This window comes from Burkholderia sp. JKS000303 (assembly GCF_002563755.1).
Taxonomy (GTDB): Bacteria; Pseudomonadota; Gammaproteobacteria; order Burkholderiales; family Burkholderiaceae; genus Burkholderia; species Burkholderia anthina_B.
Genome location: NZ_PDBZ01000001.1, coordinates 4,386,410 through 4,399,340, shown reverse-complemented (window position 1 = coordinate 4,399,340; position 12,931 = coordinate 4,386,410). Strand labels below are relative to the sequence as shown.

Genomic DNA, 12,931 nt, shown 5'->3' with positions numbered 1-12,931 from the left:
GCAGGTCGAACTGAAATCGGGGCGAGGCGGGCTGCTGCGTGGGCTCATGCCCGCGGCGGACGCATCAAGGCGGTACACACGAGCGCGAACACGCCGAAGCCGACGAGATACGCGATCACGTAATGCGGCTGGCCGCCGCCGGCCTTGAGCAGCGACGTCGCGATCATCGGCGCGAAGCCGCCGCCGATCACGCCGGCGAGCTGCACCGACAACGAGATGCCGCTGTAGCGGATTTCCGCCGGGAACTGCTGCGCGAACAGCAGCGATTCCGGCGCATACAGGATCGGGAACACGACGCCGAGGCCGAGCACGATCGCCCACCAGGCATACGACGTCTGCTGCGTGCCGAGCATCATGAAGAACGGCGCGGCGAACGCGCACATCAGCACGAGGCCGATCGCGAACATCCGGCGCTGGCCGATGCGGTCGCTGAGATGCCCGCACAGCGGCATCGTGACGAGCGACAGCGCGGCACCGGCCGTGATCGCGTGCAGCATCTCGGCCTTCGGCAGATGCAGCTGCTGCGTCGCATAGGCGAGCGCGAACGTGACGACCATGTAGAACCACGTGTTCTCGGCGGCGCGCGCACCGACGATCGTCAGCACCTCGCGCGGATGGCGGCGCAGCGCGGCCGTCACCGGCGACTTCTCGGCCTTGCCCTGCTTGCGGACCTTTTCGAAGTCGGGCGACTCGGGCACCTTCGCGCGGATGAACCAGCCGAGGCCGACCAGCGCGATGCTCGCGAGGAACGGCACGCGCCAGCCCCACGACAGCATGTCGGCGTCCGGCAGCGCGGCGACCGTGGCCATCGCGACCGACGACAGGATCAGGCCGAGCCCGACGCCCGTCTGCGGCAGGCTGCCGAACAGCCCCTTGCGGCCCTTCGGCGCATGCTCGACGGCCATCAGCACCGCGCCGCCCCATTCGCCGCCGACCGCCATCCCCTGCAGGAAGCGCATCGCGATCAGCAGCGCGGCGGCCCAGTAGCCGATGCTGTCGTAAGACGGGATCAGCCCGATCACCATGCTCGGCACGCCCATCAGCAGCAGCGTGATCATCAGCATCGACTTGCGGCCGATGCGGTCGCCGAAGTGGCCGAACACGATGCCGCCCATCGGCCGGCCGATGAAGCCCACCGCGAACGTGCCGAACGCGGCGAGCGTGCCGACGACCGGGTCGAGCGACGGGAAGAAGATGCGGTTGAACACGAGCGCGGCGGCGGTGCCGTACAGGAAGAAGTCGTACCACTCGATCGTGGTGCCGGCCATGCTGGCCCAACCGGCCAGCAGGTAGTGCTTCGCGGTGCGGGCAGGTGCCGGCGCCGCGGCGGTGGCATGCTCATCGAGGGTGGATCGCGTCTGCATGGTGTCTCCGGTTTTATTGCCCGCGGCTCATGGTCCTCAGGTCACGGTCGAGTATAGTTATGCGCGGATCCATGATGTACCGACAAGAAAACCGGTTGGATATGCATTTATGCATATCGACGGCCGGCCCGGAGACTCCAGCCCTTTTTCCCGCCGATGCGACACGCCACCGAGCCGGTTTCCGGCAACCTGAACTGGGACGACCTGCGTTTCTTCCTCGAAGTCGCGCGCACGCAGCGCGCGAGCGGCGCGGCGAAGCGGCTCGGCGTCGACTACACGACCGTCGCGCGGCGCATTCGCGTGCTCGAGGCCGCGATGGGTACGCTGCTGTTCGACAAGTCGCGCTCCGGCGGCTTCACGCTGACGGCCGAGGGCCAGCGGCTGGTCGCGTACGCGGATGCGATGGAGACGACCGTGCAGTCCGCCTGCGACCAGGTCGCGAATACCGGTGAGGCGCTGTCGGGCCATGTACGGATCGGGTCGACCGAAGGGTTCGGTTGCTTTTTCCTCGCGCCGCAGCTCGCGCGGTTTCGCGTCGCGCATCCGCATGTGACCGTCGACCTGCTGCCGGTCCCGCATTTCGTCAACCTGCCCAAGCGCGAGGCCGATCTCGCGATCACGCTCGAGCGGCCCGAGCGCGGGCCTTACGTGGTCACGAAGCTGTGCGACTACCAGCTGCGGCTGTATGCGACGCGCGACTATCTCGCGAACCATCCGCGGATCACGTGCACCGACAATCTCGCGCACCACGCGTTCATCAGCTACGTCGACGATCTCGCGTTCAGCAGCGAGCTGCTGTACCTGGAGCGCGCGGTGCCGGGCGCCACCGCCGGGCTGCGCACGACGAGCGTGATCGCGCAGGTGTTCGCGGCGCTGCAGGGCGGCGCGCTCGCGATCCTGCCGTGCTTCATGGCGGCCACCCAGCCGGCGCTGGTGCCGGTGCTGCCGGACGACGTGGTCGTCACGCGTTGCTTCTGGCTGACCTGTCGCGAGGATCTGCGCAAGCTGCGGCGCGTGACGGCGCTGTGGGATTACCTGCGCGCGGCGGCGGACGCGAATCGCGCGTTGCTGATGGGGGAGTCGGAGCGGTTGCGATTCGTCGGGGATCCTGAATAGTGGGCGGGGCGGTCGATGTGGATGACGCAGAGCGCGGCGGGTGAAGCTGTGCGCGATACGCAGGCAGCGTGGAAAAATTGGGTTCTTCGTGAAGTTTCGTGGGCGTCGGTTGCCGCCACTCGCTCCGGACGTTCGGTTTGCTTCAGAGCGGCCGTTCGGAGCTGGAAGCACCGGCGCTCTCTAGCATCCCGAGCCTCGCATCGGATTCACCGCTTTTTCAAACAGTGAATCCACATAGTCGCCGAGCTCGGGCATTGGCTTCCCCCCTACCCGGACAAAACCAAGCGACTCATAGTAGGCACAGAGCTTGGTGTTTCTCGCGTCGCAGCCCAGACGAAGCAAACTTCGGTTCAGAATGTTGACTTGGTTGGCGCACCAATCGAGCATGAAGCTGCCAAGGCCTCGGCCGTTGAAGCCCTTTCTCACGGAAAGTCCATGCACATAGCCGGCGATTGGCTCCTGAGGTCCCCAGTAGGCTTCATCCTCCATATCCAGGGAAAACGTCCCCACCGGCATGCAGTCGTGTTCTACAACATACGTCGCTCTTCGCGAGAGACTATTCAGCACCCATCTTTCGGAAAAGCCGTCTCCGTCCTTGCCCCATGCATAATCGCCATGGGCGACCTTGGTCGCATGCGCGTCGTTTCGGATCTGTGTAATAACCTGCACGTCATCTGCTGTTGCGCGGCGAATGCTTTTTGAGGTCATCGCTTGTGCCTCCATTAGATTAATTGTGGCGCTTGTCATTTCGTTCGCCATAAGATCCACGCCCCAATTGTCGACCATTTGGTCCGCATGGCGAGCAGCGCAAACTGTCCTGGGGCTGCGCGCAATAGATGCGACCCTAGTGAGTCGGAAGCCGCGATACTATTCCCGTTAGAGGTCAATCGCAGCGCGTTTCGGGACGACGTACTCAGGTCTAAATCAGTTCGGCGACGCGTACGATAATCAGCGCGGCCGGTACGAGCATTATTTGCGCACATAGGGTCCCGAGAACGCGCGCCCCAGCAAGTGTGGTGATAGCTCGCCGAAAGCTATTCTCAGAGATCCGGCCTTCGATCACGTCGTCTGTCATGACGGAAACCTGCGGGTCAATGACCACTGCTAACACCACCGTCGCAAAACCGTTAATCACCGACGAAAGATTCGCGCATGTCACGCGCAAGTCTGGCTTCAGATATCCCGCGTAGAGCGAAGCGAAAACACCGACAGTCCAGATGGCCATGGCAAAGACGTTGAGAGCTATCACCGTACCGGACACCCCGGCACCGCTCGCTAGCTGGGAGATGTTTTGGCGTGACGGAACACGCGCGCCGTCGCGCAGATAGTTGATGCCGCCACGGCTGAAAATATGCAACGTGAGGCGTGGCAACGAACGGTTGGCCTGAAAGTGTTCGACAGCACGACTGAAATATCGCTGAAACGTTGGGATCAGCAGTGCGCCGACTACGCTCGCCGCAGTGGCCGTAACGAGGAAGAGACGAAAGTCACCGAGCAGCCCACCCTCAAGGTGCTGGGCGATATCAAGCTCGACGCGCTTGGCTATGAATGGTCCTTGAAAGGAGTTCGCCGTTCGGGAGGCAAGGGCGATGATCCCGAACAGAGAGAACGACACAGCGATACGTCGCGTGCGGACGCCAGCTATCCGTACCGCGTAGGCTAACGTCGCGATGACGTGGATTACGAATGTAAGTCCGCAGATGATGAAAAGCTGGACGTCCATGACATCTCGACGAGGTTGGGCAAGAGTTGAAGTCTAACTGAGCGCCGTTGCCTTTCGATTGTCACCAAACTGAAGGCCGACATCGAATGCCGGAAACTGGCCGATTTTCGCCGACATGATTCGGCTGAATCGTTACAATCGCCCGGATACCCCCTTCGACAGCGTCGAATTCGAGACATGCTGACTTCCTATTTCTGGAGCGGCGACGCCATTCGCAGTCGACGCGTAAGTGACATCGTTCTATCAGGCACGGTCGACGTGCCCGTTCCCTCCGCACGCGTGCTTGCAGACTGGGAAAGAGAAACATCGTCGCGGCTCGTCCTGGAGCCCGGGGACGTCGAGGCAATGCCTTTGGCGCGAACGCAAGCGCGCTGGCCGGACTACAAGCGCTGCGTGCAGGCAATGTCCGACTGGACGTGCGCGCTCGGGCTGCCCACCGTGCTTGCCTCCAGTGACGTAGCCCTCATGGCCTGTCGTGGCGCGAAGTACCACCATGACGGCGCGCAATATGGCGGTGCGGCCTTCTGCAATCTCTTCCTGAGCGAGGACCGGGGGCTGGACTTGCATTTTCCCTCTACGGGCCATCGCATTCCCTTGACCCGGGGGACAGCCGTGATATTCGATACCGGCCAGCCTCATGGCGTCATTCAGCGCCGCAGCAGCGGCTTTAATGCGGTCGACTTCGCGCCGGATCAGGATTGCATCCAGATATTCCTGACTTGGGAGCTTCCCATCGAAGACGCCCATGTCGGGCAAGCACTTGAGGTAGTCTTCGACATCGACCCTTCGACCGCGCTGCACCTGGATGAGGAGCAAGTCTGGTCGAACGGCGCACCCGCCGCTGTGTGCCCGGAATCGGGTCGCTGGTACCGGGTTGACTGATTGTTCGGGTCGCACCTTGGCGTTGCCGTGGCACGCTGGACAGACTTCTGTTCAGCACGATAGACGCAGCAGCGAGTGCCGTTGGGCTAACGTCGACGATTTCAGCCTTTGCAATCGAACGGATGACGCGGCGCCGCCACGCCGCAAAGTACCGGGCCATCTCTAAAAGTTCGGCGAAATGATCGCTGCGGCAGTCTGGCGCTTGTCAATGATCGACGGCGCACGACCCGTTGCGGACGATCGACTTGGCCGAACGCCGACGTTCCTCCCCGGCATTCCGCGGTGAACGAAAAATTTCGCATGACGTAATTACATTTCCGCCAGCGAAAAGGGCCGGTCAGCAGGTCGACCGGCCTCTCCCATCACGATCACTTCCCTGCCGAAGCCTCGATCGAGTCCGTGTCCCACTTTCCGCGTCGCGTTGCCTCGGCCAGCATTCCCAGGGTCAGCGGCCGCCGCTCCGGCTGGCGCAGTCGCTTCACGAACAGCCCGATGAGCGACGACAGCAGTTCCTGACCTTCGGGGCCGAAATAGCGCCGGTACGGGAACCCCTGGGCGTCGACGCCGAACGTCTCTGCCCACTTGTCGATGAATTCCACCCCGTCCAGGCCGGTGACGCCGAGGTCCTGCTCAAGCCTGGATTCCGGCTGCAGCTTTAGCTTGCCGCCGAACAGCGGCCGACCGAGTTCCTCGCGCGTGAAGGCTTCCAGGCGTTCCCAGGTATCGTCTTTCATGGTTCAGAGCACCCGGTCTTCGGGCTTCACGATGCGGTTGTAGGTCGACACCGTGTTGCGCATGATCAGGAACGCGTCGCGCGCCAGGAACACCTCGCCCACGACAGGAATTGTCCGGCCGATCCACGCGCCGAGGCGTTGCGTGTAGGCGATCCGAATACCGGACAACCCCACGCCTGTGATCATCGGCAGGCGAAACGGCAGCGTCTGAGGGAACAGCTTGCGGGCGGCCAGGGAGGCGACAGACGTACCCGCGGTTGCCCCTGCAAACTTGCCGAGAACTGGCACGTCGGCCTGGCCGAGAAGCATCGCCGAGGCGGCAGCCAGATCGTCCAGGCCGAGTTGCTTGCGCGTCTCGTCTATCGCTACCAGGGCAAAGACGTCGACGGGCCGCAAATTCTGCCAGGTGCCGTAGGTGTACCGGTTTTCACTCATTTATTTTTCTCCTGATCCAGCAAGGGCGCTGCTCTCTCAGTGTGTGCCCCTTGCGAAGGCGGTACTTTACCGCATCGCCTGGAACAGCCCGGCCGGCACTCACCCCGGACACCCGAGCCGGTCCGCGAGTTCGTTCAGGTCCCTGACGTCGAAATCCCACGCGTCATCCGCTTTCAGGTCGGTCGTCTGGGCCGGCCCGTGTTCGGTCGGGCGCAGCACGAACGCGGTGGACAGCCCCAGTTGCCGGGCGGCGGCGAGGTCGCCGTTGTGCGCGGCGACCAGGCACAGCTCGGCCGGCGCGATGCCGAGAATCTCGACCGCTTCGGTATAGACCTTCGGCGACGGCTTGTACGCGCGCGCGACTTCGGCGCCAAGAATCGCGTCCCACGGCAGGCCCGCGTGTTTCGCGACGTCGATCATCAGCCGGATATTGCCGTTCGACAGCGGGGCGATCACGTAGCGCCGTTTCAGGCGCTGCAGCGCCGCGACGGAATCCGGCCACGGGTCGAGCCGGTGCCACGCGAGGGTGAGCGCATCGATCTCCGCGTCTGGCACGCCGTCGACGCCGTAGCGATCAAGCGTGCGCACGAGGTTCTCGCGATGCAGCACGTCGAGCCGCACGTAGCGTCTGCGTCCGCTGCGGATCTCCTCCATCGACGGTGAGTATTCGCGCCGCCATGTATCGGCGAATTCGAACGGGTCGAGCGCCGGCGCATGGCGCGCAAGGAACGCCGCGGCATCGCGCGCGACACCGTTTCTCCAGTCGACGATCGTTCCGAATACATCGAAAACGAGCGCCTTGATCTCGGCAGGATTCGTCATGTGATTCCGTGAAGGTCGAACGAGGGGCAGGCGGCACGCGGCGTTGCTGCAATGCGCGATGCCGGGTCGAACGACATTGAATCACGGATGGGAAAACGCGGCTGGCCGCGAGGCGCCGTGTGGCTGCCGGCGAGCTGTCACGTGGCCTGGATGTACCGGTACCCGCCCGGGCCGGGCGGCTCGGGCGGGGCGGTTCATGTCACGCAGATTGCGTACAGGCGGGATACAGGCGGGACTCAGCTCTTGTCGTACGAGAACTGGATGCCCGCGGTGCCGCCGGTCTGGATGAACAGGTCGATGAACGCGGGAACGGTTGCGCTGCGTGCCCAGTCGCGCTGCAGTTCGCAGAACAATTGCGCGACGCTGATCATCTGGCCGCCGGCCTGCTCGATGCGGCGCAGCGCGGCTTCGTGCGCGGCCACCGATGTGCCGCCGACCGCATCGACGACCACGTAGACCTCGTAGCCGGCCTTCAGCGCGTCGAGTGCGGGGAAGGTCAGGCACGCCTCGGTCCACAGCGCGGTCATGATGAGTTTCTTGCGGCCGGTGGCTTCGACGGCCGTGCGGAACTCGACGTCTTCCCACGAGTTGATGCTGGTGCGGTCGTAGGTCGGATAGCCTTCGAGCGCGGCGCGCAGTTGCGGGATCGGCGGCTTGTTCAGGCCGGTCTTCACGTTGACGGTCGAGTGGACGATCGGCAGGCCGTACGCAACGGCCGCTTTCGACGCGCCGACGATGTTGTTGATCAGCAGCTGGCGATCCATCGACGCGATGGAGTTCACCTGGACCGGCTGGTAATCGATGACGATGAACGCCGCATTCTGCGGGGTGAGCAGGTGGTCGTTCGCGGGGTCGCGAATCGGTTCGCTTGCCATGGTTGCCTCCAGAGACAGGGCAGGAAGTGAGAGAAATCCCGAGGGTCCGGGTGGGCGCGGCCGCGATGTCGGGATCGTCGTCGCGGCGTCGCGCCCGCGCTGTCGCAAACGTCCGGCCGCGGTTGTGCGGCGGGCGAATGCGCCAGGCTTGGTCAATCGATGCAGTGCGCGATGCGCCCGTCCGGAATATTTCCGGACCGCCGCGATCCAATCGATCCACCTTGAAGAAGGATGCTATTCGCGCAACAACCGACTTTCCAGTCCCGTAAAATGCCGTCAGTGTTCTATGGATGGAACAATCATGGATGACCTGAACGACCTCTACTATTTCGTGAAGGTGGTCGAGCACGGCGGATTCACGCAGGCGGGGCGGGCGCTGGATGTCCCGAAATCGACGCTGAGCCGGCGCATCGCCGCGCTGGAGGCGCGATACGACGTGCGGCTGCTGCAGCGGACGACGCGTCACTTCACGGTCACCGAAACGGGCCGCGAATTCTACGAGCGCTGTCTCGCGGTGCTCGTCGAAGCCGATGCGGCGCGCGAGGTGATCGAGCGTCAGCACGCGGCGCCGCGCGGCATCGTGCGCGTGAGCTGCCCGACCGCGCTGCTCGAATATCGCGTGAGCGAACTCATCGCGCGTTTCATGGCGATTCATCCGCAGGTGCACGTGCACCTCGAAGCGACGAACCGTCGTGTCGACCTGTTGAGCGAAGGCTTCGACCTCGCGCTGCGCGTGCGCTTTCCGCCGCTGGAAGACAGCGATCTCGTGATGCGCATTCTCGGCGACAGCCCGCAGCGGCTGGTGGCCGCGCCGCAATGGCTGGCCAGGCGCGGGGCGCCGCTGACGGATCCGGCCGGACTGGCCGGCGAGCCGAGCCTCGACTGGGGGCCGGCGCGGCATCACGTGTGGCAACTGGTCGGGCCGAACGGCGAGCACGCGCAACTGCGCCACCACCCGCGCTATGTCTCCGACGACATGCACGCGTTGCGCGACGCGGCCATTCATGGCGTCGGCATCGTGCAACTGCCGTGCATGGCGATCGACGACGACCTGCGCGACGGCACGCTGATCGACGTGCTGCCGGGATGGGCGCCGAAGGGCGGCGTGATTCACGCGGTGTTTCCGTCGCGGCGCGGGCTGCTGCCGCGCGTGCGGCTGCTGATCGACTTCCTCGCCGAACACATCCGCAAGGATTGATGACTGGCTGCCGCGTCGGGTGTGCCGTCTCCGGGCGCATCGACGCGGCGGGTGCCACTGCCGGTCCGCACGTTCCCGTCGCGGATCGCTCCCTCACGCCCGGATCGTCGCCGGCCAGTGCAATCCGGACGCGACGCATCCCGGATCCGGCTCGCGAAACCGTCCGGATCGCGCTGCTCGGGTTACTCCCGACGCAATTTCCCGACAACGCGCAATAAGCAGATATCGCGGCATGACGCGGCTCACTACCATGCGTCGAACGGTTGACGACCGCGCTGCCGGTACGACGACAGCGCGCGGCCACGCAGCCGATGAAACGGAGCGCCGCAATGGAGGAGGGGAAGCTGCGACGGCGGTGCCGGACGATCGCGTGGATCGCGACCGTGTCGGCACTCGTGCTGGCATACGGCGTTGCGCGACATCTGTCGCGAGCCTCGACAGGGCTGCCGGCCCAGCAGGTTTTTTCCGTGGAGGTCGATCGGGACCCGCTGCGCCGGGCACGACCCGTGATCGCGATTCACGAAGGGATGCAGGCGCATATCCGCGTGCACTCGCGTGAGACGGGGGTCCTGATGGTCCATGAAATACCCGGCGCGCTCGCTGCATGCTCGTCCGGCACCGATCAGTCGATGGACATTCTCCCCGTCGGTATCACGGGGCGTTTTTCGCTTCACTTTCACAGCCGGACCGGCGAGCAGATCGAGGTGGCCGTCATCGAGATCTATCCGGACAACTAACGACATCGTCGGATCGACACGACATTCGAAACAGGAGGAGACAGACATGCAATTACCGACTCGGCTTGCGATTGCGATATCGCTCGGCACACTCGTGCTCGCCGGTTGCGGCGGAGACGACAACGACGTGACGAGTGCGACGCCCACCGTATCGGTGGCGGACTACGTCGTGCCGCGCGTACCGGGCTGCAGCGCCGGCGATACGCCCGAGACGGCGTTGCAAGGGCAGGTGCCCGCCGCGCTGCGCCAGTCCGGATTCGGTGGCTTCAACTGCAACCTGAAGCGCGTCAGCCAGGTGCAGGGCGAGGGCGCGTCCTGGTCCGCGGCGACCTACACCGACCGGCAGGGACGGACCTGCTTCTACCACGCGACGATGGGCGCCACGCCGGCATTCAACAACCCCGATGCGCCGCCGCGCGTGAACCCGGGCGTGCCGGTGATCGACATCACCGACCCGGCCAGGCCGGTACGGGTGAGTTCGCTCACGTCCACGGCGATGATCGATCCGTGGGAATCGCTGCGCGTGAACGTCGCGCGGGGGATTCTCGCCGCCGATAACGGGCTCGGCGGCGCGGGCGGCCCCGAGGTCGACCTGTACGACGTGGCCACCGATTGCACGCGCCCGCAGTTGCTCGCGAGCGTACCCATCGGCACGGGAACCGACGGCGGCATACTTCCGAGTGTCAAGCCGATGGGCCATGAAGGCGGATTTTCGCCGGACGGTTTCACTTACTACATCGGCGGCGCGTTTTCGAAGTCCTACTACGCGGTCGACCTGACGATTCCGACGCGGCCGAAACTGATCTCGGCGATCACGATGGCCGACCTGGGCTTCGGGGCGCTCCCGCACGGGCTGTCGGTGAGCCAGGACGGAAACCGTGCGTACTTCATCGGCCTCGGCAACACGGGCACGGCGGCCGGTTCGGGCGCGCCGCCGCTGGACAACGCGAACTCGAACGGCGACAACGGGTTCTTCGTCATCGACACCAGCGAAGTGCAGAGCCGGCGCCCCAATGCGCAGATGCACCGGATCGCGACGGTGCCGGTGCGCGACGGCAGCGCGGGCCAGCATACGATTCCGTTCACGGTGGGTGGCAAGCCTTATCTGGTCGAGGTCGATGAAGGCGGTTCGGGTGGACTCCAGGATCCGGGCGCAACTGCCGTGAAGGCCGCATGCAACGCCGGGATGACGCCGTTCCCGTTGGGCCATATCTACGACATGTCGAACGAAGCGGCGCCAAAACTCGTATCCGAGCTGCGGCTCGAAACGCATGCGGTGCAGAACTGCAGCAAGGTGATTCCCGACATTCTCGGCCTTTCCACGTTCACGTACGGGGCGCACTACTGCAGCGTCGACAACCGGGAGAACGCCACCGCGCTTGCGTGCAGCTACTTCAATTCGGGCGTGCGCGTGTTCGACATTCGCGATCCGGCCAAACCGAAGGAAATCGCGTACTACAACCCGCCCGCCGCGAAATCCCCGGGTGCAGGTTCCGCGCACCTGATGTTCGGCCAGTATCGTCCGGGCGGCCCTGACTGGTGCGCGTCGCGCCTCGATTTCGACTTCGACCGCCGTCTGCTGACCACAGCGTGCCAGGACAACGGCCTGCTCGTGCTGTCGTTCGAGAACGGTGCGTGGCCGTTTCCCGAAAGTACGAAAGCGACGGAGATCGGCAATTGATGCACCGCAGACAGGTTGCGCCCGCGCCCCGCACGCCGGGCATCGCCGCGCTGGCCCTGCTGGCGGCGCTCGTCCTGCCGATGACGTGTTCGGGGTTCGAGGCGGACGTGCACTTCGGTCTCACGTTCTGGCTTGCAATGCAGGCGGGGTTCGCGGCCGGCGAGGCCGACGCCATTGCACTCGCCGACCAGCGGATCGATGCCGGCTCGATCGAATACATGACGTCGCCGTTGCAGTTTGCGTGCCTGTCGCGCTTCGTCCCGGATGCGCTGGACGCCCAGGCGGCACACTATCCGGCCGGGACCCGCGTGCCGGCCGGTGCGCAAGCGCGGACGGTAGTACCGGACGGGGCGGCTACACGGTCTTCGGTCGACGCGGCGCTGCAGCGCGCCGAGGGGCGCAACGCGGCGTTCATGCTCGGCGAGTTCGGTCGCTCGCTGCATGCGTTGCAAGATGCGTGGGCGCACCAGGGCACGCCGTCCGTGCCGGACTGGCGCGGTGACGGCATCGCATGCGATGCCGGTCTGGCGATGGCCGCGCCGGTCGATCGCGGCGGCCCGTCCGGTCATGTCGCCGACATGACCTGGCGTTGGCCCGTCGATACGGAGGCGATGGCGAAGTCCACGTATCGACAGATGCTTCGGTATCCGAATATCGGTGGCGTGTCGAGGCACGCGTCGTCATGGGAACAGATCCGGCCGCTGCTCGCCGGGTTCATCGACGCGCGGACCAAGCACGCGAAATCCGGCTGGTTCGTCGCGAATGGCGTGAAGGACACGTCGTTCCTCGACGGCACGAGCCTGCCGGACGGGCCCGCATGGCAGCCGGTCCGCTGGCGCGGGCGGCGCGACGTGCCGAAGCCCGCGTCGCCAACCGCACAGTCTGGCGTGGACAAGTCGCTCGTCGATTTCTACACGCGCTTCTTCAACGACTGGGTCACGACGTCGCCGGTGGACAAGCGCTGGCTGCCCGCGCTGGCCGCCGGCCGCACCGGCAAGCCCGACGGCCCGCTGGTCGAGCAGTTGACCGGCTGGCGCTTGCGGGATCACGGCGCCTACCTCGCCATCGGGACGCCCTCGCCGGCGACGGGCAGCACCCGTGCGTCGTTGCGCAACCGCGCATCGTTCGCGGTCTTCAAATCGTTGAACAATGCGGTGCTGCCGCTCATCGTGGAGGGCGACAAGCCGTCTCCGATCCTGCCTTTCCTGGTGTTTCCGCTGCCCGATTCGGTCGACGGCAACAAGCGTGCGGTCGCGTTGATCAAGCTGCTCGATGCGCCGTACGACACGATCGGTGTGCTGTCGGAGCAGGGAAGCGGGGCCGGCTGGAAGGTCACGGGACTGATTTCGTCATCCGATTACTGA

At 65.0% G+C, this 12,931-nt stretch carries 13 protein-coding genes; 6 read left to right on the top strand and 7 right to left on the bottom strand.

All coding sequences use genetic code 11. The features are described 5' to 3' along the window. Positions 1-44: 44 nt before the first annotated feature. Positions 45-1,364 carry an MFS transporter gene (locus tag BX604_RS20575; protein ID WP_098552422.1) on the bottom strand — a complete coding sequence of 440 codons (1,320 nt, stop codon included), beginning with the start codon at positions 1,362-1,364 and terminating at the stop codon, positions 45-47. Positions 1,365-1,520: 156 nt separating this feature from the next. Between BX604_RS20575 and BX604_RS20570 the strand changes: the two genes are divergently transcribed. Beyond that, on the top strand, positions 1,521-2,480 hold the full coding sequence (locus tag BX604_RS20570) for a LysR family transcriptional regulator (protein ID WP_098552421.1): 960 nt from the start codon (positions 1,521-1,523) through the stop codon (positions 2,478-2,480). 180 nt (positions 2,481-2,660) lie between these two features. On the opposite strand, the gene BX604_RS20565 is transcribed toward BX604_RS20570, so the two are convergent. Next, on the bottom strand, positions 2,661-3,266 hold the full coding sequence (locus tag BX604_RS20565; RefSeq protein ID WP_257146367.1) for a GNAT family N-acetyltransferase: 606 nt from the start codon (positions 3,264-3,266) through the stop codon (positions 2,661-2,663). Positions 3,267-3,399: 133 nt separating this feature from the next. Continuing rightward, positions 3,400-4,203: a lipid II flippase Amj family protein gene (locus tag BX604_RS20560; RefSeq protein WP_098552420.1), complete on the bottom strand. Its 804-nt coding sequence runs from the start codon at positions 4,201-4,203 to the stop codon at positions 3,400-3,402. Between the two features lie 177 nt (positions 4,204-4,380). Between BX604_RS20560 and BX604_RS20555 the strand changes: the two genes are divergently transcribed. Then, positions 4,381-5,085 carry a hypothetical protein gene (locus tag BX604_RS20555; protein WP_098552419.1) on the top strand — a complete coding sequence of 235 codons (705 nt, stop codon included), beginning with the start codon at positions 4,381-4,383 and terminating at the stop codon, positions 5,083-5,085. A gap of 368 nt (positions 5,086-5,453) precedes the next feature. On the opposite strand, the gene BX604_RS20550 is transcribed toward BX604_RS20555, so the two are convergent. From BX604_RS20550 to BX604_RS20535, 4 genes are all read right to left on the bottom strand, one after another. Further along, complete coding sequence (locus BX604_RS20550) at positions 5,454-5,819, bottom strand: DUF1493 family protein (RefSeq protein ID WP_098552418.1); 366 nt, start codon at positions 5,817-5,819, stop codon at positions 5,454-5,456. Between the two features lie 3 nt (positions 5,820-5,822). Next, positions 5,823-6,254 (bottom strand): STM2901 family protein, encoded by a 432-nt coding sequence (locus tag BX604_RS20545; protein ID WP_175802647.1) that lies wholly within the window; start codon positions 6,252-6,254, stop codon positions 5,823-5,825. A 99-nt stretch (positions 6,255-6,353) separates the two neighbouring features. Next, positions 6,354-7,076, bottom strand: coding sequence for a haloacid dehalogenase type II (locus BX604_RS20540; RefSeq protein WP_098552417.1), 723 nt, complete (start codon positions 7,074-7,076; stop codon positions 6,354-6,356). 236 nt (positions 7,077-7,312) lie between these two features. After that, positions 7,313-7,951 (bottom strand): hydrolase, encoded by a 639-nt coding sequence (locus BX604_RS20535; RefSeq protein WP_098552416.1) that lies wholly within the window; start codon positions 7,949-7,951, stop codon positions 7,313-7,315. Between the two features lie 301 nt (positions 7,952-8,252). Between BX604_RS20535 and BX604_RS20530 the strand changes: the two genes are divergently transcribed. The 4 genes from BX604_RS20530 to BX604_RS20515 all read left to right on the top strand — a co-directional run bounded on the left by BX604_RS20530 (position 8,253) and on the right by BX604_RS20515 (position 12,931). Continuing rightward, a complete protein-coding gene (locus BX604_RS20530) occupies positions 8,253-9,149 on the top strand; it encodes a LysR substrate-binding domain-containing protein (RefSeq protein ID WP_098552415.1) in 897 nt (298 codons plus the stop codon). 263 nt (positions 9,150-9,412) lie between these two features. Further along, positions 9,413-9,886, top strand: coding sequence for a hypothetical protein (locus tag BX604_RS20525; RefSeq protein WP_244108907.1), 474 nt, complete (start codon positions 9,413-9,415; stop codon positions 9,884-9,886). Between the two features lie 46 nt (positions 9,887-9,932). Next, positions 9,933-11,567: an LVIVD repeat-containing protein gene (locus BX604_RS20520; RefSeq protein ID WP_098552414.1), complete on the top strand. Its 1,635-nt coding sequence runs from the start codon at positions 9,933-9,935 to the stop codon at positions 11,565-11,567. Then, positions 11,567-12,931 (top strand): hypothetical protein, encoded by a 1,365-nt coding sequence (locus BX604_RS20515; protein WP_257146366.1) that lies wholly within the window; start codon positions 11,567-11,569, stop codon positions 12,929-12,931. Before BX604_RS20520 ends, BX604_RS20515 begins: the two co-directional genes overlap by 1 nt.

What these genes read in the sequence shown, in the direction of transcription:
- BX604_RS20575 (WP_098552422.1), bottom strand. Translation starts at nt 1,364, where the DNA reads ATGCAGACGCGATCCACCCTCGATGAGCATGCCACCGCCGCGGCGCCG.
- BX604_RS20570 (WP_098552421.1), top strand. Translation starts at nt 1,521, where the DNA reads ATGCGACACGCCACCGAGCCGGTTTCCGGCAACCTGAACTGGGACGAC.
- BX604_RS20565 (WP_257146367.1), bottom strand. Translation starts at nt 3,266, where the DNA reads ATGGTCGACAATTGGGGCGTGGATCTTATGGCGAACGAAATGACAAGC.
- BX604_RS20560 (WP_098552420.1), bottom strand. Translation starts at nt 4,203, where the DNA reads ATGGACGTCCAGCTTTTCATCATCTGCGGACTTACATTCGTAATCCAC.
- BX604_RS20555 (WP_098552419.1), top strand. Translation starts at nt 4,381, where the DNA reads ATGCTGACTTCCTATTTCTGGAGCGGCGACGCCATTCGCAGTCGACGC.
- BX604_RS20550 (WP_098552418.1), bottom strand. Translation starts at nt 5,819, where the DNA reads ATGAAAGACGATACCTGGGAACGCCTGGAAGCCTTCACGCGCGAGGAA.
- BX604_RS20545 (WP_175802647.1), bottom strand. Translation starts at nt 6,254, where the DNA reads ATGAGTGAAAACCGGTACACCTACGGCACCTGGCAGAATTTGCGGCCC.
- BX604_RS20540 (WP_098552417.1), bottom strand. Translation starts at nt 7,076, where the DNA reads ATGACGAATCCTGCCGAGATCAAGGCGCTCGTTTTCGATGTATTCGGA.
- BX604_RS20535 (WP_098552416.1), bottom strand. Translation starts at nt 7,951, where the DNA reads ATGGCAAGCGAACCGATTCGCGACCCCGCGAACGACCACCTGCTCACC.
- BX604_RS20530 (WP_098552415.1), top strand. Translation starts at nt 8,253, where the DNA reads ATGGATGACCTGAACGACCTCTACTATTTCGTGAAGGTGGTCGAGCAC.
- BX604_RS20520 (WP_098552414.1), top strand. Translation starts at nt 9,933, where the DNA reads ATGCAATTACCGACTCGGCTTGCGATTGCGATATCGCTCGGCACACTC.
- BX604_RS20515 (WP_257146366.1), top strand. Translation starts at nt 11,567, where the DNA reads ATGCACCGCAGACAGGTTGCGCCCGCGCCCCGCACGCCGGGCATCGCC.